Below are 24,371 nucleotides of genomic sequence, written 5' to 3'. Positions count from 1 at the left end.
TTATCGTCGGCCAAACCGCTCGCAATGCCGATGCCGAATGATCCGCATGATCAAACTTCAGTGAGACGCGCTCTTAACTCACGCCCAGGCGGTGGCGTACGTAGCGCTCATGCTCCGTCGCCGCTCGCCGCTCGCCGCTCGCCGCTCGCCGCTCGCCGCAGCGAGGCATGGAGAGTGGCACTGACACTCTCCACCAGCCTCAGCGTGATTTCTTGTCGGCGAGGAACCCAGCCCCGCCTTGCCACCAATGTGGCGACGTGGGAGCGAACGCTGCCACATGAACGCCGTCACCCCTACGGATGACGGAGCGCCATGGAACCCCAGGATCTGGCACAGTCTGTCAACACGCTGACTTGCCACTAAGCTCCGTGAGGCCATGGCCCGACTGCTGGCCGGCGAGCCCCTGCACACCGACGGCGCCCTCACCAAGGAAAACCTCGCCCGAGAAGCCCAGGTCAGCCACGCGACCGTCCACCGCGCCGACGACATCCTCACCGAATGGAACACCAAGGTCGCCCGACCCGTCCTACGCACCCCCGGCGAAGTCACCCGTGACGAGACGATCGCCCAGCTCCGCAAACAACTTCGTGAGGCCAGAGCCGAGATCACCCAGCTGAACGGCAAACTCGACGCCCTCGCGACAGTGACCGCGAATCTCTACCACGAGAACCAGGCTTTGAAGAAGCACGACAGCCGCCGAAGACTCGCCCCTCTCCCCTCCAGCAAATGAGCACGGTCACTGGCCGGGGCAGGTCGTGGAGGGAGAGGCAAGCCTCACAGGTGGGCGCGGATCTCGTCCGTCTGCTCCGGTCTTCTGGCGTTCGTCATCAGCTCGACCGCCCTGTTCCACGCCTGGCGCGCTTCGGGAACACATCCCTGCACGGCCCGGATATCGCCGATCTGCCTCAGGCAGACTCGACTCGTGGATGGGGCAAGCGTGGAGACCTTGCCCCATCTTTCGGCGAGTCACATGAGAATTTCGACCCCGACTCGACCTCCATCGCTGCTTCACGGGCACGGCGGCCGGAAGGCGATGTCCCCGACGTACTGCCGCCACTCCTTCTCCGTGAGGGTGTGTTTCGTGACAGCGCAGATGCGTCTGATGGCCCGGTCGGGGTTCAGCTCCCAGAGCCGGGCCGTGCCGTCCTGGCTACCTGTGGCGAGGAAACGCCCGTCGGCGCTGAAAGCGACGGCGGACACGGGCTCGGAATGCTCCGTGAGCGGGCTCCCGAGGAGCGTCGGTCGGCCGTTGCCGGTCAGGTCCCACAGACGGACGTCTTCGTCGTCGCCGGCGGTGGCGAGGGTGTGGCCGTCGGGGCCGAACGCCACGGCGGCGAAGGAGTTCGCTTCGTCCCCGAGAAGCAGGCCGAGGCCGGTCCGGCGGACCGCGAGCCTCTTGGGATGCGTGGGATCGCCGATGTCCCAGAACGAACCCTTGTCGCCATCCGCGCCGGCGAGGATGCGTCCGTCGGAGCTGAAAGCCACGTCGATGGAGTCGCCGATGGTGCTGGTGAGAGGCCTACCGACTGGCTTGGGGTGACGGGGGTCTCTGGTGTCCCAGAGGTAGATCTTGTCCTGTTCGCCGACGGCGGCGAGGGTATGTCCGTCAGGGCTGAAGGCCATCGACGGGATCCAGTCTCCCGCCACACTCAGGGGAGGGCTGAGGTGCCTGGGGTGTGTCGGATCGCTGGTGTCCCACAACCACACCCTGCCACCACCGGCCGTGGCGAGGACCTGACCGCGAGGCCTGAACGCCGCCATCGTGCCGCGTAGTTGGCCGACGATGCGTCGTGGGCGCTCGCGGTCGTCGAGGTTCCACAATGAGACCCCGCTGTCGATATCGCTCGGGTCGAATTCTTCTGCAATGGCCAAGGTGGATCCGTCGGGACTCAACGACACCGCGTCGATGAAGGTTCCGTCGCCTGTCAGGAAGGTGGGGGGAAGAGTCCAGACATGGACTGTGTCCCCGACGGCGATCAGGGTGTGTCCGTCCGGACCGAAGTTCAATCCCACGGCCCTTGTCTGGCCGAAGGGTTGGCCCAGGGCGATCGGGCCAGCCACGATGGTGACGTTCCACAGCCGCACCGTGTTTTCCTGCGCGGTGGCGAGGACATGGCCATCAGGGCTGAAAGCCATCGCTGAGATCTCGTCGTCGGGGATTCGGAGAGGATTGCCGAGACGCTTTGCTTGACTCGGTCGCGTGATGTCCCACAGCTGGATGCCGCTGATGGATTCCTCGCCGACGCGGGTCGAGACGGCCAGCAGGTTCCCACGTGGGCTGAATACCACGTCCTGACCGACCAGAGACTTGCCGAGGCGCGTGACGTGGGTTGGACGAGTGGCATCCCACAGCTGGACTCTGTACCACCCACCCTCGGGATACACGGTGGCCAGCAGGTGTCCGGTTGGACTGAAGACCGCCTTGTCGCCGAGCCACGGGCTGCCGAGGCTTTCGGGGTGCGCCGGCCGACTGGTGTCCCACAGTTGGACCTGCGTGTCCGCGTGGTCGCCGACATCAGTGGTGATGGCCAGTGTCTGCCCATCGGGGCTGAAGGCCAGCGTGCTGACGTCGCCGACGGGGACGGGGACGTTGAGAGCCGTCGGGGCGGCCGGACGCGTGGTGTCCCACAGGCGAAGCACGTCCGTGGAACTCGTCTTCGAAAAACTTTCGCCGACGGTGGCGAGCACGTGCCCGAACGGGCTGAACGCCATCAGGTTGCCGCCTCGGACGGGGTGGCCGATGCGTCTGGGATCGGTGAGGTCGGTGGCATCCCACAGCTGGATCGTGTAGTCGCTCGCCATGGTGGCGAGGACCTTCCCGTCCGGGCTCAGCGCGGCCGACTGCCCCTGGTTCGAGCTCGGCTCGCTGACCGTGGAGAACAACGGAGTCGCCGTCGCGTTCACCAGATCCGTATAGGCCTGCGGCGACGGATGCATGCGATAGGCGGCGACGTCCAACTGGGCCGCGACGGACACGTTCTGGTTCCTGTACGACGTTTCTGCGCCGCGTAACTCGGCGGCCTCGGCGGTGAGTTGCCGGGAGACGGCGATGTCCCGTTGACTCCGGGCCGTGGAGCGTTGGTCGAAGGCCGTGCCAGCGGCTACGGAGGCGAGCAGTACCAGGACGGCCAGGGCGGCGCTGAGGGCTCGCAGCCGCCGGGTGGTACGGGTGGCCGCTCGCTGTTCCTGGTGGCGTGCGTCCAGGCTCGCCGCCAGAAAGGCCCTTTCCAGGGGGGTCAGGTGGCCAGGGTCGGTGAAGGCTTCCGCCGCCACCGCGAGGCGTGTGCCGCGGTAGAGCGCGCCGGGGTCGCGGCTGAGGCTGTTCCAGGCTCTCGCGGCTTCGGTGAGTTGACGGTGCAGGCGCAGGCGCTCACGGGCTTCGTCGATCCAATGCCGCAGTCGGGGCCACCCGGTGATGAGGGCTTCATGGGCGATGTCGACCGTGTTCTCGTCGAGTGTGACGAGGCGCGCCCGGGCCAGACGGTTCAGGATGATCGCGGTGTCGGTGGAATCATCGAAGTCGAACTCCTCGCGCTGGGCGGGCCGACGGGTGTCCGGGGTTCCGGCACCAGGGGTGATCAGCCGCAGCAGAATACGGCGGGCGAGATCGGCCTGCGTCGGGGTGAGGCTCGCGTGGACGTCCTCGGCGGTGCGGGTGATGGCGCCGTGTAGGCAGCCGGCGGCCTCGTAGGCCTCGGGGGTGAGGGCACGGCCTTTGCGACGACGCCAGGTCTCCAGCAGTGCATGCGACATCAGCGGCAGGGCCCCGGGCTCCCCTTCGACCTCGTTGAGAATGCGCGTCGTCAGTCCGCGTTCCACGATCAGACCGGCGGTCTGTGCGGGTCTGACGATGGCCTGGCGTAGTTCCTCCCGGCTCATAGGGCCGACGAGCACGGTGCCGTCCTGCAGGGCGGCGGTCAGGGCAGGGTGTTCAGCGCACCGGCCGAGGAAGTCCGCGCGCACGGAGATGACGACGCGCAGTCTGCTCCCGGGATCGGTAGCGGCCAGGAGGTGGTCTATGAACTGGTCGCGCTCGTCCGGGTCGTGGCACAGGGTGTAGAGCTCTTCGAACTGATCCACGATCAGCCATGTGTCCCCGTCGTCATCCTTCGGGGTCAGCCGCTGTTCATGGGTGCGCAGAGGGTGCTCGCCAGGGGAGAGGACGCGCACCGCGGCCAGCTGTGGGGTGGCCTGGTCCGGGTTGCGGAGGCGGGGGATGAGGCCGGCACGCAGCAGGGAGGATTTTCCGCTGCCTGAGGGGCCGAAAACCGCGCTGAATCGGTGGGAGCGGGTCAGGGCGAGCAGACGGTCGGTGAGCTCGTCGCGGCCGAAGAACAGGTCGGCGTCGCCCGGTTCGAAACGGGCCAGCCCCCTGTACGGAGGCCCGGCATCCTCATCCTCGGCCCGGGGTTCCGCCGCTACTTCAGCGGCCGCCTGTCGCCAGCGCTCCTCCCACTCCTCCGGATCACCGCCGCACGCCCTCACATAGGCCAGCACGACGGGCAGGGTCGGCAACCGCTCACCACCAGCAGCCTGCGACAGGGTGCTGGTCCCCTGACCCCCGCGCTGCGCCATCACCCGGTAGGTCGGGCTTCCGGCCTCCGCACGGAGTTTGCGTAACTCGGCCGCGAACCGCGCCACCGGCCCGGTGCTCGGATCGAGTGGGCTCTCCGGACGTCCCGCCATCGACAGCTCACCCCTCTGGCCGCCCGCTTCCCCCGTGGACGCGGCGCGAGGCCGGACAAGGTACGCAACCTCGTGGCAGGAGCGCAATCCGAAGGCGCCTCCTTTGGCCACCGCGCCAACGCCGTGCCCGTGACCTGCAGCGCGGCCATTGTTCAGGGCGGCAAAACCGGCTGCCCATTCAATTCCCGACCCGCTGAACTCGGTGATGCACGGCGGTCGCCCAGGCCCAGCGGTCAGTTGTCGGACGGCTCAACGGACCTCCGGCACACACACGTGGCCAGGCGGCCCACCACCCGAATGAAGCAATGAAGGAGCCAGCGTTCATGAACGAGAGCGAACAGACACCGCCGTACCCGCAGGGCGGCGCTGGGGTCTTCGACATCGACCCCGACCAGACCGGCGTCAGCCAGGACCCCGCCACCGAGGTCACCTCCGACCTCGACGCACTCCCCGACGACATGGAGCTCTGACACCTGCCATGGGAACCGCAAACGGAATGATCGCCGCCGCCCGCAAGCTGCTCGGCACCACCGAGCACCCGCCCGGCTCCAACCACAACCTCATCACCTCGTGGTACGGCTTCTCCGGCCCGTGGTGCGACATGTCCATCAGCTACGAGGCCGCCCACTCCGACAACCTCAAGGGCGTCATGGGCAAGTTCGCCCTCACCACCGCCCACGCCCGCGCCTTCCAGAGCCACGGCCGCTGGCACTACGGTCTGGGCGGCATCCGCCCCGGCGACGTCGTCTTCTTCGACTTCTCCGGCGGCCGCTCCATCAGCGGCATCGACCACGTCGGCCTGGTGGAGGCCGTCCACTCCAACGGCACCATCACCACCCTGGAGGGCAACACCTCCGACGCCTTCCGCCGCCGGGTCCGCGGCCGCGCCTGCGTGGTCGGCTACGGCCGCCCCGCCTACGACGGCGCGGCCCCGATGCCGAGCCACGACGGCATCCTCCGCAAGGGCTCCACCGGCCTGGCGGTCAAGACCCTGCAGAAGAACCTGAACACCGTGCAGAAGGCCGGCCTCACCGTCGACGGTCAGTTCGGCGCCGCCACCGACAAGGCCCTACGCACCTTCCAGTCGAAGCACAAGCTGACCGTGGACGGAGAGTACGGCCCGCACACCGCCGCCGTGATGAAGGCCGCCCTCGCCGGCCACAGCGGTGTCATCAAGCCCAAGGCCCTCGTCGCAGCCCCAGCACCGCTCGCCGTGGACGGCCAGTTCGGGCCCGCCACCTGCGCCGCCCTGCAGCGCACCCTCAACAGCAAGACGGGGGCCGGGCTGGACGTCGACGGCGCCTTCGGTCCGCTGACCGTCACGGCCTTGCAGACCTACCTGCAGGTCACCACCGACGGCGTCACCGGACCCGACACCGTCACCGCCCTCAACAAGCACCTCGGCCTCACCCCCCAGGACACCTGGGACACCGGCACCACCACCCAGCTCCAGAAGGCCCTCAACGCCAGCAGCTTCTGAACCTGCCGGGCGATCTGACGGTGAAGCCGTCATCGACATCCACACACTGAGCCACCTTCACGGCCTGCCGCAACAGGCCCAAGACGAGAGGAGAACGCTCATGCGCCTCATCCCCAAGACCGCTCTTGCCGCGATGGCCTTACTGATCAGCGGACTGCTGTCAGGCACCGCCACCGCCCATGCCCAGCCGGCCGACGTTTCCATCCAGTCGGCTTGGACCGCCCAGCACACGAGGGGGGATGTCGTCGGAGCCCACGCATCCGGGAGCATCTACAAGCGCGGGGACGGCCGCGTGCAGCTGACCGGCAAGCTGTGGGACACCAAGTCCGACCACAAGTTGGCCATCCTCCAGATCTGGGCCACATACGCCGACGGAGGCCACCGCTACGAACGCGATGTGACCGGTAGCTCCAAGGCACTCGGCTCCGACGGCTACAACTTCGCCTCATCGGTCCGCGACATCCAGGTCCAGGAATGCCTGGGCCACAAGACCGGCGCGGGCCGCCTGGTCTTCGACAAGTGCGCGCCCGGGTGGGCCACCATCTGGTAGTCGCCCGCCGCACCCCCCGAGGTGCCCCATGGCAGGCATGGGGCGCCTCGGGTACTACCGCAGCGTGCCGCGCTGCTATGGGGTAACTGCCGCAGCGCCCCGGCCATCGGCCCATCGTGATCAAAGACGACCGCTGTTCGCGCCCGGGCGACGGCGAGCCGCAGTGGGCGCCAGGCGGGAGCGTCTCGGCCCGCCCAGTGACTTCCCACGCCGGCCCCGCGGCACGTCCCGGATGCTCATGCCCACAGAACAGGAGCCAGATCATGAACGCTCGTAAGCGCGTTGGCGAGGTGCTGGAATTCGAAGAGTACGTGCGCGTGCGGCACGACGCGTTGCTCCGCAGCGCCCGGCGCCTGGTCCCCGACCCGCTCGACGCCCAGGATCTGCTGCAGACCGCGCTACTCCGCACCTACCCCCAGTGGGAACGCATGGCCGACAAGCAGCTTGCAGACGCCTATCTGCGCCGCGTCATGATCAACACGCGCACCGAGTGGTGGCGAGCCCGGAAGCTTCAGGAACTGCCCACCGAGCAGCTGCCGGAGATGGGCATCGAGGACTCCACCGAGCAGCACGCCGACCGCGACCTGCTGATCGGCATCATGAAAACGCTGACGCCGCAGCAGCGCAGCGTCGTCGTGCTGCGGCATTGGGAGCAAATGTCCACCGACGAGACGGCCACCGCTCTCGGCATGGCACCTGGAACCGTCAAGAGCACACTGCACCGAACACTCGCCCAACTCCGCCAGGAGCTGCACCGCCATGGCCACGAGCGTGTCCGGCCGGCCCAGGGCGCGCAGCGGCCGAGCGATTCCAGCGCCGCGTGAGCCCACCGATGCCTCGGCGACAAGCACCGCAGTGGATGAATGCGCCGCGGGTCCGCTCCCCGCAGGTGCTCCGTACCGCCGACTGCAACCGCGCGGCCGCCTCTGCGGGCGACAGAGCCCCTACGGTAGACAAGATCTTGCACCCGCGAATCAGGAGGCTCAATGTCGGATCAGGTGACGGCACTGGCGATGACCGGTGCCACCACCCTCGTGGCCGCCATGGCCACCAGCGCCTGGGAATCCGCCCGTAGCAGGGCCGTGGCGTTGTTCGGCCGGCGCGGTGACGCGGAGCGCGACATCCGGGCCCGGTTGGACCGCAGCGCCGTACGCGTCCGGGCCGCTGAGCCGGCCGACTCGGCCGACGCGGTCCGTGACAGCCAGATCGCACGGTGGCAGGACGACCTGCTCGACCTCCTGAGCGATCGCCCGGAGACCGAGAGCGAACTCCGAGCCCTGATCGACGACATCCAGCGCCAGTTGCCACCCGTCCAGCAGCAGTGGACACAGCACGTGATCGCGCGAGACGGCGGCTCGGCGTTCGGCGCTCTGGGGCCCGGCAGCAGCGTCAACGTCCACTACCACACCGACTACGGGGAACAGCCGCCCACACCCCCCGCCGGCCCTGCGGTGGGCGGCACCCGGTGACTCCCTCGTCCTCGGAAGCCGGACAGCCGCCGCAGGATTCCGCCATGCGGCAAGTGGTACGGGCCGAGAACGGCTTCGCCTATGGGGCGATCGGCGCGGACATACATGTTCTCGGCGACGGGGTTCCGCTGTATGTACTGGAGAACTGGCGGCCGGTGGCGCAGCCGGATCCGGAGTTTCTGCGGGAGTTACCCAGCCGGATGCTCAACGCCCGCTTCGCCGTGGTGGCCTTCACCGGGCGCCGGGACGAACTCGCCGGCCTGCGCAGCTGGCGCCAGGACGGCCCCCGGCTGGCGGCACGCTGGCTGCACGGGCCGGGAGGCCAGGGAAAGACGCGTCTGGCCGCCCAGTTCGCCCAGGACTCACTTGCGGATGGGTGGAAGGTCGTCACCGCCACCCACGGTCCCGGCACCGTCCTGCCACCACCAGGGAGCCAGGACCTGCGCCTCGACGGCACCGCCGGCCTGCTGGTGATCATCGATTATGCCGACCGCTGGCCACTGACCCATTTGACCTGGCTCTTCAGCAACGCTCTCTTCCACCAGTCCGCCGTCCGTACCCGCATCCTGATGCTGGCGCGCAACGACGACGCGTGGCCCGCGATCCGTGCCGCCCTGGCCAATCACCAGGCCGGCACCTCCTCGCAGTTCCTGCCCCCGCTGCCGCACGACGACGACCGCCCCGAAGAGCGACTGGAAATGTTCGAGGTGGCCCGCGACAGCTTCGCGACCCGGTACGGCATATCCGCCATGCCCGCCGCGGACATCAGCCCTCCGGGACCGCTGGATGATCAGGAGTTCGGACTGATCCTGGCCGTGCACATCGCCGCGCTCGTGGCCGTCGACGCTCACGTCGCCGGTCGTCGGCCCCCTCGCGACATGGCCGGACTGACCATGTACCTCCTGGACCGCGAACACCTTCACTGGCGGCGCCTGTTCGGCGACGGCGACCACAAACGCGACTTCGGTGGCCAGCCGTACGCGACACCTCCGGAGACGATGAACCAGGCTGTCTTCACCGCTGCCCTCACCGGCTCCCTCGCCCGCCCCGCAGGCGCGGCCGCGCTGGATACCCTCGAACTGGGAACGCCCGCCGAGCGAGTGCTCGCCGACCACGCCGTGTGCTATCCGCCGTCCGGCGACACTGTCCTGGAACCGCTGACCCCCGACCGCCTCGCCGAGGACTTCATCGCCCTCACCCTCCCGGGCCATCAGGCCGAGTATCCCGCCCAGGCCTGGGCCGCTCCCACCCTCGCGCAATTGCTTCCGCAGGACCGCGGGAACCCGACCGCGTGGTGGACGGGTCGCACGATCACCTTCCTCGTCGCCGCGGCGGACCGCTGGCCGCACCTCGGCCCTCAGCACGTCTACCCGCTGTTGCGCGCCGCCCCCGAACTCGCCGTCGCCGCGGGCAGCACCGCTCTCGCCAGCCTGGCCCGCCACAACGACATCGAGCCCGCGCTCCTGGAGGCCATCGAGGACCACTTCCCCGACGGTTCGGATCCCGACCTCGACGCGGGCATCGCCGTGCTGACCGCTCGCCTCACACAGAGTCGGCTTGCGCTCAGCGACGATCCAGCCTGGCACGCAGCCGTCCACCACTATCTGGGCAACCGGCTGGCAAACGCCGGCATGCATCAGGAGGCTCTGGCGGCGACAGAGGCCGCAGCATCGATGTACGAGCAGCTCGTCCGGGCCGATCCTGCAGAATTCGCCGCCCGCTTCGCCGGCGCGTGCTCCAACCTGACCGCGCGGCTGAGCGCGGTGGGCCGTAGAGAGGAAGCTCTGCCTCGCGCGGAGGAAGCTGTTGCCCTGTTGCGGAACCTGGCCAATGACAATCAGGCCGCACATACACAAGACCTTGCCCTGGCACTCACCAACCTCGGCGGCGCACTGCGGGACATGGGAAGACCCGAGGAAGCCGTTACCGTCGCCCAGGAGGCTGTCGCCCTCTGGCGGCATCTGGTCAAAGAGGATCCAACCGCACACGCGCCGGACTTCGTCACTGCGCTTACCAATCTTTCCTGGTGTCTGGGCGAAGCCGGCCGGCTCGCCGAGGCCCCCGCCGTCAGCGAGGAGGCCGTGGCGGTCTGCCAGGGCCTGGCCGAGACGAATCCGACGGCCTTCGATCCCCGGCTGGCCACGGCACTGACCAACCTCAGTCACAGTTGGTCCATCGGGCTGGGCCGGCCGGACAAGGCCCTGGCCCCCGCAGAGGAGGCCGGGGCTCTCGTGCGGCGGCTGGCCGGGAAGAACCCGGCACGCTTCGAACCAAGACTGGCCGAAGCGCTGTCGAACCTCGGTGCCATCCATCTCAACCTGCGCCACAGCCAGGACGGGTTACTCTGTGCGGAGGAAGCCGCAGCCGTCCTGCGGCGACTAGCCGCGACGAACCCGGCAGCCTTCGAGCCGGAACTCGCTAATGCCCTGAGCAATCTCGCGGGACACCTCAGCATCGCAGATCGGGCCTCGGCCGCCCTGGGACCTGCGGCGGAAGCCGTCGCGGTCTGGCGCCGACTGGCCATGGGCAATCCGGCTGCTTTCGAACCCGACCTCGCCCTGTCACTCGTCAACCTCAGTGTGTCCCAGGCGGAGGCGGGGCATGGAGTGGAAGCACTGGACGCATGTCGTGAGGCCGTCGCGCTTTTCCGCCGCCTGACCGCAGTGAGTCAGGCCCGGCATGAGGAAAGCCTCGCCATGGCTCTGGACAACCTCACTGCCCGATTGGTCGAAACAGGCCGAGTGCGGGAGGCGCTCGATCCGGCGGGAGAGGTCGTGGCCATGCGCAAGCGGATGCTTCGGGAATCGCCCCGTGGAAGCGCAGATCTCGCCTCGTCGCTGGCCGGGCTCGGCAGGATTCTCGCTGACCTGGGGCGCACGGCCGAGGCCGCGGACGCATACGCGGAGGCGGTCGCCGTGTACGGGCATTTGGCCGACATCGATCTGGCTGCCTATGGAGGCCAACTCGCCGAAACACTGGGCGCGTTGAACACGCAGTTGTGGAGGGCCGGAGAAGTAGGGAAGTCCCTGGCCCCTCTTCAGGCACTGGTCGACGTGCGCCGCATGATGCTGCAGATGCTCGGCGCAGACCACGAGGCAGACCTCGCCGAAGCGCTCGACGAACTCGCTATCCAGTTGGGGCAGATGGGCAGATCCGCCGAGGCCGTGGCAGCGCTCGGGGACGCCGTCGCACTGTGGCGCCGTCTTGCTGACGCCCATCCAGGCAGGTATGAGCACGCCCTTGCCCAGGCGCTGCACGACCTCGGAATCCGCCTTGGAGAGACCGAGAAGAGAGAAGACGGCCTCCTGGTCACCCTGGAGGCCACGGCGATTCGCCGCCGGCTGGCCGAACGCGATCCGGCCGTGCACGAACCTGGTCTCGCCCACTCCCTGCACAACGTGGCCGTCGACCTCTTCGCGCTGCACCGGTTCACGGAAGCCGTCAGCGCAGCCCGGGAGGCCACAGTGGTCTGCGCACGCGCGGCTGTCGGAGAACCGGCGGCCTTCCGCCAGCCTCTCGCCACCCTGGTGAACAACCTCCGCAAGGCACTGCTTCAGCTCGGCTTGCCGCACGACGCGCTGGCCGCGACTCAGGACGCCGTATCGATGTACCGACAGCTGGCTGACCAGGACGCCGCTGTCTTCGCGGGCGACTTCGCCAGCACACTCAATAATCTCGGCATCCGGCTGCTGGAGGTCGGCTGGCACGAGGAAGGACTGACCCGGATCAGGGAAGCGGTCGACGTCTACCGGCGGCTCGCCCGGCAGGACCCGGCCGCCCATTCACCCGGTCTGGCCCAGATCCTGGGCAACCTCTCTGCCCGGCTGTGGGACGTGGGACGGCAGGACGAGAGCATGGCGATGCTCCGGGAACAGGTGTCCGTGTACTCAGGACTCGCCCACCACAGCCACGAGTTCATCCCCGGATACGCCGATGCCCTCGCCGACCTCGGCCACTACCTGTCCGCGCTGGGCCGGGCGACGGAAGCCCTGTCCGCGTCGACGGCCGCCGTCGCCGTCTACCGACAGGTGTCCGGCGACCCCGCTGTCGCGGCCGGGACCGCCGATGCCCTCTTGCTGTTCGCCCAGGTGAGAGCCGAAGCCCAGCGAGAACTTCCCGAGGGCCGGGCAGCTTCCGGCTGACCGCCTCGAGCGTGAGGTCCGCGTGCGCTGGCGGCCGCAGGTCAGGGGCAACGCGAAGCAGGCCGCGACCACCACCGGCGGCGGCATCATGATCGATGTCCAGGCCCGGTTCGGCTACACCACCGCCCCCGGCAGCACCGACGACGCCCGCGTGCGCCACCTCACCCTCGCCCCGGCCACGCTGCCCGTCTCTTCCACGCCCAGGAGGCCGGTCTCACCGAGGACCAGCCCCGCCAGATCGCCGCAGAGGCCCTGGGCGAGGTCTACCCGCCGCGCCCACGGCCTCGAAGTGGAGCTCACCGACCTCCTCGACCTCGAGTTCGAGCAGTAACCGGTCAGTGGGCACCGGGACAGGAGACCAGGAACAGATGCCGGGGAGAGCTCAGGACGGCCGTGTGGCGAGGATCTTAGGTTTCGGCCATGGTCCCTCCTCGTGCCGGCCCTACCTGGGGAGGTTCGGTACCGGTCTGCTCGCTGACCATGTACTGGGCGTACCAGTCGGGCCAGTCCGGATCCTCCTGGCCGATGAGTTTCTCGTGTTCCCCATGGGCGGCGGCTGCGCGCCGCAGCGCACCAGCCAGATCGGTCGCCGAAGTGAAGGAGGTCGGTCCGGGATCGGCACGGCCGGGGAGCCGGTTCGTGACCTCCTGGCAGCCAGGTGTTTCCGTCGGGATCACGGAAGGTGGCACGCGAGAAGTAGCTGCGCCGCTCCGGGTCGAGGCCCTCGATCGGACCGTCCGGTCCGGGGTGGAAGACGGGGCCGACCTCGATTCCGGCTGTGAGCAGCGCGGTGCGGGCGGCTTCCACGTCCGAGACGATCAGGTATCCCTTGCCGGAACCGGGCGCGGCCGACGTCAGGTCGGTGCCGAACTGGACCGAGCACGAGGAGCCGGGGTGAACTGGACGACGGAGGGCGGTGTCCGGTCCAGCCTCCAGTCGAGGCGGCCGTAGAAGTCCTTTGCCCGTTCAATGCTCCGACACCGGGATGACGAGCACTTCGACCTTCATGTCGATGTCGTTCACTTTCATGGATCCGCCCGCTTCGCCGGGCCCCGCTGGGTGTGAAGCGGAGCAGCATCGCCGCGTCGGCACAGTGGTGCCGGGCCGGAGGGCGTCACGCTTGTGCCGGGCCCGCTTCGCGTGCCTGAGGCACACGGCCGGCATTGGATTGAACCGCGCTATCCGGCCGCGGCCGGGTACTTCCCGGCGTACGGTCGCAGGTGGTCGATCTCCGTCTTCTCCGCGTACTGCTCGCTCTGGCTGAGGAAGTGACGGACGTGGGTCTGACGTCCGTGTTCCTCGAAGGCGGCGCGGTCGGCGTACAGCTCGAAGAAACGATCTTCGCGGCTGCACCGACCCGCTGGAGGCGCTGGTTCGGTGCTCCCTCGACCTCGCTGCAGGCGTACACCAGGGTGCCCGGCTCACCCCTCGACAGCCTCCCGGACCAGTTCGTCGAACGCTTCACCAGCACCGTCACGCAGCGGGAAGCGGGCACAAAGCGCCATCTGGCTCATTCCTGCCTCCTTCCGCCTCTCCCAGTCTCCCCAGGCAGCGGGCCGCGCGCGCGTCGACGGCGCTCAGGTGTGGCGTCTGCCCGGCGGAGCCGAGGGCCTCGGGCGTGTGCCGAGGTCGTGCGGGGCGACGGGCCCCGCCGCGCGGCAGTGCCTCACGGTGGCTGTCGGCGTCAGCGAGTGAACAGCTCGGGGTTCTTGCGGACGAACTCGGCTACTCCTGCGGCGGACCGCTCGGTGATCTCTGCCATGCCGTCTGCCTGGCGGTCATAGCGCCCGGCCTGGTGGAGGCGAGCCATGGTGGAGATGTGCTGGAGTACATGGGCCGGCAGTCCCAGTGCCGCGAGATCGTTGTCGAGCCATTCCTGCAACGGGACGTCGGTGTAGCCGACCGTGCGGTGCAGAGCATCGGAAATCTCCGCGGCCAGGGCGGTGACGTCCTGTGATCGGGGACCGGTCAGCTCATGGGTCCGGCCGACGTGCCCGGCCGGATGGGCCAGAATCTCCTCGACGGCGGCGGCAACGTCACCGGCTGCGATCGGGGAGGTTTTGGCCTTGCCGAACGGCCACCTGATGACGCCGTCCTTGGCGATCGAGGAGAACACGGTCTTGAAGAGCGGGTTCTCCATGAAGACGGTGGGCCGGACCTGGACCACGGGCAGGCCTGACCAGTCGAGAACCTGCTCGACCAGCCACTGCTGACGATGCTGGTGCGACTCGGAGCCGCTGGTGGCGTCCATTTCGGAGACGGTCAGCTGCGACATGTTGACGAACGCCTCCAGGCGTCCGTAGGCGCGCGCGACCGCCGCTGTGGTCACGGCAGCCAGCAGATACTGGGCCGACACGGCCATGCCGAAATACATCCGGCCGCAGCCGTCGAGGGCGTCGGCGACATCACGGGCACACGTCAGGTCTCCGACCACGACTTCCGCACCCGTGGCGCGCAGCGCCTGCGCTCGGTCGTCGTCCTGGCGCACCAGAGCACGGACCTGGAAGCCCCGGCGCCGCAGCCCTTGGACCACGGTCCTGCCGACGGCCCCGACGCTGCCCGCAGCACCGGTCACCAGAATGGGCCGCATGCCTGCTTCCGGGCTGTAGTCCATGTCGGCAGACTGCGACCCGCATGGCCAGGGCGCAACCGGAGTGTGACACCACAGACGTCACCCAAGGCACCATTGGTTCGTGATGCCCTGGGCGGACGCGACCGCCGCACAACGCCACGAGCTGCTGCGGGAACCGGCCGAGCTGCGCGCCCTGGTCGACGCCCTGGCCTCGGTGCTGGCCGCCGCGCACGGGCACGGCTGGCTGCACCGCGACATCAAACCGTCGAACATCCTTCACTTCGAAGGCCGCTGGACCCTCGCCGACTGGGGCATCGTTCGCCGGCCACCAGGCCAGACCACCAAGGTGGCCGCACCCGCCTCTACATCGGCACCGAGGGCTTCGCCGCCCCGGAACTGTCCGGAACGCCGCACGATGCCACGGCGTCCAGTGACATTTACAGCATCGGCAGAGTCGTCACCTGGGCCCTCACCGGCAAACCGCCGGAGACCAACCTGCCGCTGCTGCCCCCTCCCGGCCCGTGGCACACCATCGTCCGCGCCGCCACCCAGCAGGATCCGCCACGCCGCCCCCAGACCGTCAGCGACCTGCTCGCCCTGGTCGACCGCGAACACGCGGCCATCCCCGAAGACCCCCTCCCGGCCGCCCAGACGCTGCTCGAAGCCGCCCGCACCGCCGACTCGGCCGCCGCGGACACGCTGCTGACCTGGTCGGCGACCACCCCCAGGACTACGAACTCCACGTCGGCGTACTCGCCCACCTCGACATCCAGCAGGCCGGACCAGCCCTCGGGCGAAACCCCGCACAAGCTCACAACCTCCTGCGCGCCCTGGCCGAGCACGTCGACGGCGACGCCACCCACATCGTGCAGTTCGGCGACGCCGTAGCGGTCGTGATCTGGCTGCACGGCATCTGCTCCTACGCCGCCAACCACCGCGACTGGGACCTGCTGGAAGAGGCCGCCCACACCATGTGCACCTGGGACGGCACCTGGGACCAGTGGAACGCCCGGGACAAAATCGGCCCCTGGCTGCGAGCCCTGAACAATGAGGCCGCATCCGTCATCGCCGCCGTGCTGCGCGACCACCCGCAATCCGCCCAGCACTTCAGCCACATAGCCGACGACCGCACCGCCGACCCCCGCATACGCCAGGCAGTCCGCACCAGCACGACTAACTGAAGCGGCCGTCGCGGGCGATGTGCCAACCGACGACACCGAAGAAGCAGCCGAGCCGGTCTGGACGCGTCTTGCCCAGAGAGTCCTCCCCGCGCGCCGCGCGCAGAGCCTGCCGGACGGCGCGGAGGTGCCGCCGTAGAGTTCGCCCCGTCAAAGAGAGCGCTCTCTTCAACCGACGCCCACCAGGCCCACCGTCGGCGTTCTCCAGTCTCGTCTCCCGCTCGCGCTTCTGTGGTGCCGTGTCCGATACCGGCTGGGACGGTCTACCGTGTCGTGTCATGACGGTCTTGGTCATCGGCGGGAGCGGCTTTCTGGGCGCCGAGTTGGTCCGGCGGGCGGCCATGGCCGGGCTCCTAACGGCCGCGACCTACGCGACCAGGCCCGGCACCACTTCCCACGCCGCGTGGTACGCACTTGACCTGCGGGACCCCGGACGCGTGGACGCCGTCATGACCGAAGTCGGCGCGGATCTTGTCATCAACGCATCGAGCGGCAACGCCGACTGAGCGGTAACGGCTCAGGGGCCCGTCCGGCTGGCGATGGCGGCGGCGAAGTATGGAAGCCGCCTGGTCCACGTGTCCAGCGACGCGGTGTTCTCCGGCGCCCGAGTCCATTACGACGAGTCGTGCCTGCCTGACCCCGTCACCCCGTACGGGGCGGCGAAGGCGGCGGCGGAGACCGGGATCCTTCTCGTGCATCCGCGGGCCGTCGTCGCCCGCATGTCGCTGATCATCGGCGATGGGGGTTCCGTGCATGAGCGCGTCGTGCATGAACTGGCCGCCGGTACCCGCGACGGCGCCCTGTTCACCGACGACACCCGCTGCCCGGTGCACGTCGCCGACCTGGCCGCCGCCCTCCTGGAACTGGCGTGCGGCGACGCCGCCGGCGTCCGCCATCTCGCAGGGCCCGATGCGGTGAGCCGTCACGAGTTCGGCACTCTTATCGCCAGGCGTGACGGCCTGGATGCCTCCCGGCTGCCCACGGGCCTGCGTGCCCACAGCACGCTTCCCGGCGCCCTCGACGTACGCCTCGACAGCCGGGCCACCCAGCTGCATCTTCGCACCACGCTGCGCGGTGCCCACCAGTTCTGCACCACACCAGCGTGCCCCCCCCCAGCCCGACACCGAGCTGCGGGCTCGGTGTCGGGGCAGGCGCCAGTCAGCGGCGATCGCGGTAAGAGCGTTCGCGCGGGCGTGGCCGCCCCGCTGCCCTGTCACAGCTGAGGGATCTCACTGTCCATGAAGTGCGGCTAGGTGGTCCTGGCAGTTTCGGCGCCCCTCCAGCGGCGCACCCCGGCGGTCTCACCCGCTGCCAAATCGCCTCGACCATGATCCCTGCCGCCTCGTACCACTCCTCGTCCCCCTGGAACGGGACGGCCACCGTGCGAGGGAAGCGAAACTCGCATCGGACGTAAGCAGCGCTGGCAGGATGGGCCGGGACAGGGCGCACCGAGCCCCCTCCCGGGGGGGAGAGAACAAGGGCATGCTGAGAGCCGGAACGACCTGCACCGAGGCAATTGATTTCCTGGATAACGATCTCGTGGGCGGGAGTCTCAACGACGTCTCCAACCGGATCCCTCACATGATGAGAACGGGCGCGGAAGCCGAGGCCGAGATGCGGGCCGTGCGCAAGCGGTACGACGAGTGGACCTGGAAGGCCGCCGAGGAGCTCAACCGGCGGTTCGGCGACCGGGAGATCGCGGGGCATCTCCGTGCGGGCCGCTACCGGGCGATCCTCACCGCGCCGTTGGAGGAGGCCCGGCTGATGATGTATGTGGAACTTGCCGAGCTTCAGGACTACTTCAGATCCGTGGCCAACCGGGTGCGTGCCATGCAGGAGCGGTACGGGCGCGTCGGTGCCGTGCGGTACGCGGTGCTGGACACGAACACCACGCTGCACTTCACGCGGTTCGACAAGGTTTCCTGGCAGAAGGTGTTCGGAAAGGGCGCCGCGGTCATGGTGCCGCGCGTCGTGGTCGACGAGATCGACACCAAGAGCTACCAGACGGGGGACAAGAAGATCTCCCGGCGGGCGCGCGGCGTGTTCCGGTTGCTGGAGTCGGTGCTGGAAGCAGGGCCCGAGAAGGCGATCGCGGACGACGGAACGCCAGTGTTCGTCGGGGCCGATGAGCCTGGGCATGCCCGCCTTCCCGTGCCGGACGACGAGTTGGTGGCCTCGGCACTGCGTCTGTACCAGGCCGTCGCTCCCTCGGGGGTCGTGGTCGTCAGCCGCGACATCGGAGTGCGGACCCGTGCCCGCGTCTGGGGGCTGCCTGCACGGCCCCTGCCCGACAGGTACCTGATTGAGGGCGGCGAACTTCGCCGGCAGGAACTGGAACAGGCCGCCGCCGAGCTCGTGCCGGGCGGGGGCGTGCCGCAGCAGCCAGCCCGAACCGAAGGAATCCGCCGCATCCTCCCCACGGCCGGCGGTACGTCAGGCAGGGAACGGCTCGTGACCGAACAGGACGGGCAGGGTCGCCAGGAGCGTGCGGACGCGGTGGACCGCGAGATGGCCGCACGCCTGCTGCCCGACGCCGTCGTGCGAGCGCTGGGCCACTGGTGGGAGGTGAATGCGTCGGTTTACGCGGACGGGACACCCGGCGCGCACACGATCCGCTATACGCCCAGCCGGTGGGCGCAGATTACTCCGTGGCCGGAGGCGCTGGCGCCCAACTCCGCAGGCGGTGACGCTGCGGTCAGCCGGGCGGAGGTGGTCTCGGCCGTCGCCGGCGCGCTGCGGCGCGAGGCGTTCAGGGAGGCACTGGTCGCGACGTATGTGTGGGGCAAGGGAAAGCGCGGCACTCCCGGCGGCAGCGGCCCGGCCACCCTGCATAAGATCCTGGCCTTCGACGGCCTGGACTCGGCGCTGGCCACCGCGGTCACCGCACTGCGCGAGCACGGTGCACCACAGGCGTACGCCGCGCTCCAGGGGCAGGTTCCCGGGCTCGGGCCAGCCTTCTTCACCAAGTTCCTCTACTTCACCGGCATCGCGCTGCCGCCCGTCGACGGCGTGCGGCCGCTCATCCTCGACCGGGTGCTGTCCAGACGCCTGAGGTCGATGGCCGCCACGGTCGGCCGCGAGAGCGGCCACGATGTGGACGGCTCGGTCGCCTCCTGGGTCTGGTCGGACGGGAACTGGTCGCCCCACCGCTACCGGGTCTACCTCTCCTTCATGCACGCCGCCGCCGAACAGCTGGCCGCAGGCGACAGCTGGCCGTCCGGCGCAAGCCCCGACCTGCTCGAATGCGCGCTGTTCACCACCGGCTGGGAGACATCCGGCTGACGTCACGCTGTGCCGGTACGGGGCGCGGTGGAAACGGGCACCGCTCGCCTGCGCGCAGGGGGGCATCGAGATCGGAGAACAGTCAGGGGCACTGCTGCCCGCCTTGTCAGTGGGCCTGGGCGCGCGCGGCGTAGTGCTCCTGCAGCCGGTCGAGCATGGTGTGACAGTAGTCGGCCAGCGGCCGGTGCTGGTCCTCGTCGATGACGAGGGCGACGGTGTGGACGCCGTCGGCTCCCGGGATGGCCGCACGCGGCTGGGAAGCGCGCAGGCGATCGCCCAGACGGGTTCGTAGGCGGTGCCGAGGATGTTCTCGCCGTCGGCGCCGGGCGGGATGTAGACGGGGACGACAGGCGCCGAGCTTCACGGTGTCGCTGTCGACGCGGATCGTCTCGCGGGCGGCGGGGATGCGGCCTTCGCGGTGCAGGAAGAGCTCCAGAAGCTGGACGGTCTGGGCGAAGGAGCGGTGGGTACGGTGGGCGGGTTCGCCTCGGAGAGTGAGGCGCAGGGCGTCATCATCTCATGTAGCCGTAGGCGGGTGGTTCCCGCCACGCGGTCGTCCCGCGTGCGGCGGTGTGCCAGGGCCCACCGGCCGCGTGGCTCCGTACGGACTCGGCGGTGCCGCCGCACGCGGTCACGAGGCACAGCACGGCGCCCGTCAGCGCGGCGGCGGACAGCGGGCGGGCCGGGAAACGTCCAGCACTCATGGGACTCCTCCGGTTCGGTTACCGCAACGACGCGGAAGGACCCCGGTTCGTTCACCGCCCGCCCCGCCCCCGATCCGTGCACGGCCCGCCGCACCCGGGGACGGCGAGCAGGCCGCGGCTCGCACACACCTGCCGGCCCGACGCGGGGCCCCTCGGAAGGGGTACCGGTCAGTGCTGCCAGTAGTCGCGCTGGGGGAGTTCCACCCACAGGTCGGGGGGCCCGGTGAAGGGCAGCGGGTCGGCGGGGAAGAGGCCCGCGTGGGCGCAGCACTCGGCGATCGCGTGGGAGCCGTAGAGGTACGCGGTGAGGACCTCCTCGGGAGGCGTACCGGTGTCCGGGCCCCCGCCGGGGTGCAGGTCCCAGCCCTCGACGACACCGTCGCGCACGAGGCTGCCCTGGTTGCCGCTCTTGGGGTTGGCGTACATGCCGTAGCAGACGGTGCCGGCGGAGAGCAGGGCCTGTACGCCCGGCATCTGAGGCCCGTACCCCCAGGGCTGGGTGACGACACAACCGCCCTGTACGGTCGTCACCCCGACGATGCGCAGGCTGTCGTCCGTGTCGACGCCGTACGGGTCGTCCAGCAGCTCGGCGAGCAGCCCGGCGCCCGGCGGCACCGCTGCCAGGCGCCGTACGGCCTCCTGCGCGTCGATGCCGGCCACGCAGGCCAGTCCCGTGCCGTCGTAGTAGCCGACGTCGGCCAGGGCCGCGATGCGCCGCCGGCCGTCCCGCGCCGCCGCGGACTCCGCCTCGCTGAGCCCCGGTTCGCCCTCGGGCAGCGGGAACAGGCCCGGTGTCGGCCCGGCCAGGCTCAGCCGCCCCGGTGACCAGCCGGCCAGCACCGGCCGCCACGGGTCGGCTCCCGCGGCGACGAGGACGCGTGCGATCTCCGGCCGGTGCCCGACCACCGCCTCCCACAGTGCGGTCGTACCGTCCTCCAGCGCGTCGACGTCGGCGACGCGCCCGGCCAGCTCCGCGACGACCTCGGGCGAGCCGAACGCCACGGCCCGGTGCAGCGGCCGTTCCCGGCACGGCAGCGCCTCCGGATCGGCGCCCTGGTCGAGCCGTCGCCGGATGTCCCGGTGGTCAAGCCAGCCCTCCCAGTCGACACCGCCCTCCCAACCGTCCCCCGGTCCCGTCCCCATGTCGCCTCCCGCACCCCGCCCGACGGCACCCTGCCGCACACCGACCACCCTTGCAGACAGGTCCGACAACGCCACCGCCGTCTGTTCGAGGGCACCAACGTCTCTGAGGGCCGCGGGACGACGCAGCCCCTCGAGATCGTCTGGGCGCCGTACGTCGACGCGCGGTTCGCCCCCTGTCTTGCCGGACTCGTCCTGGGCGGGCAGGGACTTACCGGAATGGGCAGGGCCATGGCCCTCATGGTCGCCGCCGCCGGCGGCCCACGCCGGGCGCGATCGTCGCCGCGGGCGGGGGCCGGTTCTCCCGCAGGGACCTCGACAACGCCCTGAACGGCCGGGCTCTGGCCAGCGAGCAACTGCTGATCGACTTCGCCGCGGCCATCGGTGCCGGCGAGAGGGTCACCCGTGCCCTGCTGGACGGCCGCTCGCGGATCCTGGCCGGGCCGCCTGGGCCGCTGCACTCCTACCCGTGCGCGGAGTTCGACTGGGCCGAGGAGCAGCGCCAGCGGAAGGAAGCTGCCCTGGCGTGGCGCGTGGAACCCGAGCTCGACTGGTACGACCAGCATCTGCGCAACGATCGTTCAGATGATCGGCCAACGAGGTCCGTGGTCGGCGTCGTTGACCCACATGTACTGGGTGGTGCCGCTATCTGTGACGGTCATCCCGAAGTCGTACAGGGCGGGCTTGCCCAGAGCCAGCCACGTGTCCCAGGCCGCTTCCAGTTCGTCGGCCAGGCTGCGGGGGCCGCCCTGGGTGGCGACCGTGCGGCCGTTGCCGATGGCCGAGAGCACGGTCCAGGACCGCTCGGTGTCGTGGATCCAGGCGTTGAGGCCGTCCGCGTCCCGGGCGAGGGTCATGCGGAGGTACGGCAGAGCGACGCGTAGCGCGAACCGTAGATGGACGTCGTCCTGGAGAGGGGCGAGGTCGCGGAGGAAGGGCCGCTCCCCGTGAGATTCACTGCGAGCGCGGACCTGGGTGAAGCCGGGCTCGGGGTTCAGGGTGCGGCGGTCGGGCATGAACTGGGCCAGGCCTTGCACCCACCCGGTGGCGGACTGGACGTCGTCGGCGACGGTCAGCGCGACGTGTCCAAGACGGCCCCACGGGGTGACGATCCGCCCGCCCGGCTTCGTCTGCTCGACCCACGCCCACGGGATCCGCTCGACGGCGTAGGTGGCCAGGACGCGGTCGTAGGGGGCCGCGGGCGCCCATCCCTGGTTCCCGTCGCCGACCCACACGTCCACCGCGGCGCCGGCTTCGGCCAGTGCGCGACGTGCCGTCTCGGTCAGGACGGGGTCTGCCTCGACACTGACGACATGTCCCGGGCCGGCCCGCCAGTTCAGCAGGGCGGCGTTCCATCCGTTGCCCGTGCCCAGCTCCAGCACCCGGTGGCCGGGTTCGAGCAGCAGTGAGTCCAGCATGTCGACCACCACGGCCTGGCTGGACAGGCTCGATGTCGGCAGTCCGTCCGTGACCTGGGTGACGGTCGCCGTATCGGGCCCGGGATGCACCTCACTCGCCCAGCCGGCCGGATCACTGCCCTGATCCACCGGCACATAGGCGTGCCCATCCCACCGCCACAAGCGCTGGGGGGCGAACCGGTGCCGGGGCAGTTCGTCGACGGCCCCGCGGATCCAGGCGGAGCGCTGCGGCCAGTCGCCCCGCTGGTCCATAGCAGCGGCCACGGACCGGCGGAGGCTGTCGACGTCGGAGGTGATCACCACCGTGCTGGCCTACTTCTTGTGTTTGCCGTCGCTGGGCGGAGGCGGAGGGACCTGCCCGTCGCTGTTACCGGGCGGCGGGTTGCCCGAGCTCGGATCGGCCGGCGGCTTCTCGTGCTTGCCCATCGTTTCCTCCCAGCGCAACTGACGGCAGGGCCATGATGGCGAGCCTTGCCGCCGCTGTCGGCCGGATACCGGAAATCACCGGTGAGACGGCCGAAATCACCCCGAACTGCCGGGCGAGCTCGCTGGGGCGTCCGCCGGCCGCCCCGGGCTGCGAGCGACGCGGCCCGGGTGGAGGTGGTCGAAATGTCTGCCCTGGCTCCTGGCTGTGCAAGGGGAGCCGGATCATGAGGGGGCACCGTGCTGTGCGGGCGGCGACGCCGGGGCGGGCGCAGCGCGGCAAGTGGCTCGGCGCGCTGCAGGGCGGCGAAGACCTTTCGGTCGGGCGCGCCCCAGCGCAGCCGCCGTGAACGGCGTCGGTGGACTGGCCGTCGGTGTCGAAATTCTCCCTGCCCCTCGTGATCAGAAGCTGAGAGGGTGTGCCCGTATGGCTCGGAGTTGAGGAAGACGGAGTGTCCCGCATTGATCATCTTGGACGCAAACATCATCAAAGGGACCAGTCTGCGGTCTTCTGTCGCAGATATGCTCCGCGCCATCCGGGCCGCGGGCGTGGAGCGGGTGGGTACTCCGTGGATCGCCGTGGAGGAGGTCGCCGCACAGCAGGTCCTGGCCTACCAGGCGAAGCACGACGCGGCCAGGGCGGCTGTAGATGAGCTGCACAAGGCCACGCCTTGGGATCACGTCGCCCACCCGAAAAGGTGGCAGGATGAGCACGTGCGTGAGCACTGGCGGGAGCGGTACGCGTCCATCACGGAAGTCCTGGAGACGTCCCCGGCTGTCTACCAGCAAGCCCTGTACCGGGAGACGAACCTGATCGAGCCGTGCAAGACCGTCAACAGCGGCAAGCACAAGACAGGGGCCCGCGATGCCGCGATCTGGTTGACGGCGGTCGAGTACGCGCGCGACCACCCGGAAGAGACCGTGTACTTCGTCAGCAACGACACGGATCACTCCAGCGACGGGAAGTTGCCGGAGCCGATGCAGCGGGACATCGCCGGCATGGAGGACGAGAGCTCCTGGACACCGCGGAGACCCGCGCGGTGGTTTTGGAGGCGGCTCGAGCATCCACCAAGCGCTATCGGATGATCAGCGGCGCACGGCTGCTCCAAGACGGGGATACCTACAAGCTCCGAAAGCTGGGAACGTCCAGCTGGGCTCCTACGGCGGTGGCGCTGGACAAGGTGCTGGAGGTGAGCGGCCGCGAGGTCGGCGGTCACCACTGGTTTACAGTCTGGGTCCGGTGGTTGCTCAGGGAGCCGCTCCGGGGCGACGGGTATCAGCGGGCGTACGCCTGGCAGACACGCGTCCTGTTGAGCACGGCGGACGA

18 protein-coding genes and 3 pseudogenes are annotated in these 24,371 nt (G+C 69.6%); 15 read left to right on the top strand and 6 right to left on the bottom strand.

Going from position 1 to position 24,371, the window contains the following annotated elements:
* Positions 1–376 precede the first annotated feature (376 nt).
* Positions 377–730, top strand: coding sequence for a hypothetical protein (locus tag ACIGYR_RS37110; RefSeq protein WP_399608038.1), 354 nt, complete (start codon positions 377–379; stop codon positions 728–730).
* 278 nt (positions 731–1,008) lie between these two features.
* Here ACIGYR_RS37110 and ACIGYR_RS37105 read toward each other — a convergent pair whose 3' ends face one another.
* Positions 1,009–4,686 (bottom strand): helix-turn-helix domain-containing protein, encoded by a 3,678-nt coding sequence (locus ACIGYR_RS37105; RefSeq protein WP_399608040.1) that lies wholly within the window; start codon positions 4,684–4,686, stop codon positions 1,009–1,011.
* Between the two features lie 323 nt (positions 4,687–5,009).
* Between ACIGYR_RS37105 and ACIGYR_RS37100 the strand changes: the two genes are divergently transcribed.
* The 7 genes and pseudogenes from ACIGYR_RS37100 to tpg form a co-directional block, all read left to right on the top strand.
* Positions 5,010–5,156, top strand: coding sequence for a hypothetical protein (locus ACIGYR_RS37100; protein ID WP_399608041.1), 147 nt, complete (start codon positions 5,010–5,012; stop codon positions 5,154–5,156).
* An 8-nt stretch (positions 5,157–5,164) separates the two neighbouring features.
* The gene (locus ACIGYR_RS37095; RefSeq protein ID WP_399608043.1) at positions 5,165–6,166 is read left to right on the top strand and encodes a peptidoglycan-binding protein; all 1,002 of its coding nucleotides are present in this window, start codon (positions 5,165–5,167) and stop codon (positions 6,164–6,166) included.
* A gap of 100 nt (positions 6,167–6,266) precedes the next feature.
* Positions 6,267–6,716 carry a hypothetical protein gene (locus tag ACIGYR_RS37090; protein WP_399608046.1) on the top strand — a complete coding sequence of 150 codons (450 nt, stop codon included), beginning with the start codon at positions 6,267–6,269 and terminating at the stop codon, positions 6,714–6,716.
* A gap of 263 nt (positions 6,717–6,979) precedes the next feature.
* Entirely contained in the window at positions 6,980–7,540 is a 561-nt protein-coding gene (locus ACIGYR_RS37085; RefSeq protein WP_399608049.1) for a SigE family RNA polymerase sigma factor, read from the top strand.
* Positions 7,541–7,702: 162 nt separating this feature from the next.
* Entirely contained in the window at positions 7,703–8,185 is a 483-nt protein-coding gene (locus ACIGYR_RS37080) for a hypothetical protein (protein ID WP_399608051.1), read from the top strand.
* 44 nt (positions 8,186–8,229) lie between these two features.
* Positions 8,230–12,327: a tetratricopeptide repeat protein gene (locus ACIGYR_RS37075; protein ID WP_400014434.1), complete on the top strand. Its 4,098-nt coding sequence runs from the start codon at positions 8,230–8,232 to the stop codon at positions 12,325–12,327.
* A pseudogene (gene tpg, locus ACIGYR_RS37070) lies at positions 12,323–12,658 on the top strand (telomere-protecting terminal protein Tpg); the annotation flags it as partial. The gene ACIGYR_RS37075 and the pseudogene tpg, both read left to right, overlap by 5 nt.
* A 1,353-nt stretch (positions 12,659–14,011) precedes the next feature.
* Here tpg and ACIGYR_RS37065 read toward each other — a convergent pair.
* Positions 14,012–14,941 carry an NAD(P)H-binding protein gene (locus ACIGYR_RS37065; RefSeq protein WP_399608053.1) on the bottom strand — a complete coding sequence of 310 codons (930 nt, stop codon included), beginning with the start codon at positions 14,939–14,941 and terminating at the stop codon, positions 14,012–14,014.
* Positions 14,942–15,023: 82 nt separating this feature from the next.
* Here ACIGYR_RS37065 and ACIGYR_RS37060 point away from each other — a divergent pair.
* A pseudogene (locus tag ACIGYR_RS37060) lies at positions 15,024–15,179 on the top strand (hypothetical protein); the annotation flags it as partial.
* Between the two features lie 157 nt (positions 15,180–15,336).
* Here the strand turns inward: ACIGYR_RS37060 and ACIGYR_RS37055 are convergent.
* Positions 15,337–15,807 (bottom strand): hypothetical protein, encoded by a 471-nt coding sequence (locus ACIGYR_RS37055; protein ID WP_399608120.1) that lies wholly within the window; start codon positions 15,805–15,807, stop codon positions 15,337–15,339.
* Between ACIGYR_RS37055 and ACIGYR_RS37050 the strand changes: the two genes are divergently transcribed.
* The 4 genes and pseudogenes from ACIGYR_RS37050 to ACIGYR_RS37035 all read left to right on the top strand — a co-directional run bounded on the left by ACIGYR_RS37050 (position 15,766) and on the right by ACIGYR_RS37035 (position 19,651).
* Positions 15,766–16,080, top strand: coding sequence for a hypothetical protein (locus tag ACIGYR_RS37050; RefSeq protein ID WP_399608054.1), 315 nt, complete (start codon positions 15,766–15,768; stop codon positions 16,078–16,080). The two genes, ACIGYR_RS37055 and ACIGYR_RS37050, sit on opposite strands and share 42 nt — an antisense overlap.
* 275 nt (positions 16,081–16,355) lie before the next feature.
* Positions 16,356–17,165, top strand: a pseudogene (locus ACIGYR_RS37045) (SDR family oxidoreductase); the annotation flags it as partial.
* Positions 17,166–17,658: 493 nt separating this feature from the next.
* Complete coding sequence (locus tag ACIGYR_RS37040) at positions 17,659–19,359, top strand: PIN domain-containing protein (protein WP_399608057.1); 1,701 nt, start codon at positions 17,659–17,661, stop codon at positions 19,357–19,359.
* 160 nt (positions 19,360–19,519) lie between these two features.
* Positions 19,520–19,651: a hypothetical protein gene (locus ACIGYR_RS37035; protein WP_399608060.1), complete on the top strand. Its 132-nt coding sequence runs from the start codon at positions 19,520–19,522 to the stop codon at positions 19,649–19,651.
* Positions 19,652–19,871: 220 nt separating this feature from the next.
* Here the strand turns inward: ACIGYR_RS37035 and ACIGYR_RS37030 are convergent, their stop codons facing one another.
* Positions 19,872–20,063, bottom strand: a complete 192-nt coding sequence (locus ACIGYR_RS37030) for a hypothetical protein (protein ID WP_391848232.1) — start codon at positions 20,061–20,063, stop codon at positions 19,872–19,874.
* 168 nt (positions 20,064–20,231) lie between these two features.
* A complete protein-coding gene (locus ACIGYR_RS37025; RefSeq protein WP_399608063.1) occupies positions 20,232–21,206 on the bottom strand; it encodes an ankyrin repeat domain-containing protein in 975 nt (324 codons plus the stop codon).
* Here ACIGYR_RS37025 and ACIGYR_RS37020 point away from each other — a divergent pair.
* Positions 21,144–21,533 carry a hypothetical protein gene (locus ACIGYR_RS37020; RefSeq protein ID WP_399608066.1) on the top strand — a complete coding sequence of 130 codons (390 nt, stop codon included), beginning with the start codon at positions 21,144–21,146 and terminating at the stop codon, positions 21,531–21,533. The genes ACIGYR_RS37025 and ACIGYR_RS37020 overlap by 63 nt on opposite strands.
* 251 nt (positions 21,534–21,784) lie before the next feature.
* Here ACIGYR_RS37020 and ACIGYR_RS37015 read toward each other — a convergent pair whose 3' ends face one another.
* Positions 21,785–22,924 carry a methyltransferase domain-containing protein gene (locus ACIGYR_RS37015; protein WP_399608069.1) on the bottom strand — a complete coding sequence of 380 codons (1,140 nt, stop codon included), beginning with the start codon at positions 22,922–22,924 and terminating at the stop codon, positions 21,785–21,787.
* 582 nt (positions 22,925–23,506) lie between these two features.
* Here ACIGYR_RS37015 and ACIGYR_RS37010 point away from each other — a divergent pair.
* Complete coding sequence (locus ACIGYR_RS37010) at positions 23,507–24,130, top strand: PIN domain-containing protein (protein WP_399608072.1); 624 nt, start codon at positions 23,507–23,509, stop codon at positions 24,128–24,130.
* The last annotated feature ends 241 nt before the right edge of the window (positions 24,131–24,371 follow it).

Origin of the sequence: Streptomyces sp. NPDC053076 (genome assembly GCF_044546845.1) — a bacterium.
In the GTDB taxonomy this organism is placed as follows: domain Bacteria; phylum Actinomycetota; class Actinomycetes; order Streptomycetales; family Streptomycetaceae; genus Streptomyces.
Note: the sequence above shows the minus strand (reverse complement) of the source record. Positions and strands in the feature narration are given on the sequence as shown.

Coding starts and splice junctions, on each gene's coding strand:
- ACIGYR_RS37110 (WP_399608038.1), top strand. CDS start 377: ATGGCCCGACTGCTGGCCGGCGAGCCCCTGCACACCGACGGCGCCCTC.
- ACIGYR_RS37105 (WP_399608040.1), bottom strand. CDS start 4,686: ATGGCGGGACGTCCGGAGAGCCCACTCGATCCGAGCACCGGGCCGGTG.
- ACIGYR_RS37100 (WP_399608041.1), top strand. CDS start 5,010: ATGAACGAGAGCGAACAGACACCGCCGTACCCGCAGGGCGGCGCTGGG.
- ACIGYR_RS37095 (WP_399608043.1), top strand. CDS start 5,165: ATGGGAACCGCAAACGGAATGATCGCCGCCGCCCGCAAGCTGCTCGGC.
- ACIGYR_RS37090 (WP_399608046.1), top strand. CDS start 6,267: ATGCGCCTCATCCCCAAGACCGCTCTTGCCGCGATGGCCTTACTGATC.
- ACIGYR_RS37085 (WP_399608049.1), top strand. CDS start 6,980: ATGAACGCTCGTAAGCGCGTTGGCGAGGTGCTGGAATTCGAAGAGTAC.
- ACIGYR_RS37080 (WP_399608051.1), top strand. CDS start 7,703: ATGTCGGATCAGGTGACGGCACTGGCGATGACCGGTGCCACCACCCTC.
- ACIGYR_RS37075 (WP_400014434.1), top strand. CDS start 8,230: ATGCGGCAAGTGGTACGGGCCGAGAACGGCTTCGCCTATGGGGCGATC.
- ACIGYR_RS37065 (WP_399608053.1), bottom strand. CDS start 14,941: ATGGACTACAGCCCGGAAGCAGGCATGCGGCCCATTCTGGTGACCGGT.
- ACIGYR_RS37040 (WP_399608057.1), top strand. CDS start 17,659: ATGATGAGAACGGGCGCGGAAGCCGAGGCCGAGATGCGGGCCGTGCGC.
- ACIGYR_RS37030 (WP_391848232.1), bottom strand. CDS start 20,063: ATGAGTGCTGGACGTTTCCCGGCCCGCCCGCTGTCCGCCGCCGCGCTG.
- ACIGYR_RS37025 (WP_399608063.1), bottom strand. CDS start 21,206: ATGGGGACGGGACCGGGGGACGGTTGGGAGGGCGGTGTCGACTGGGAG.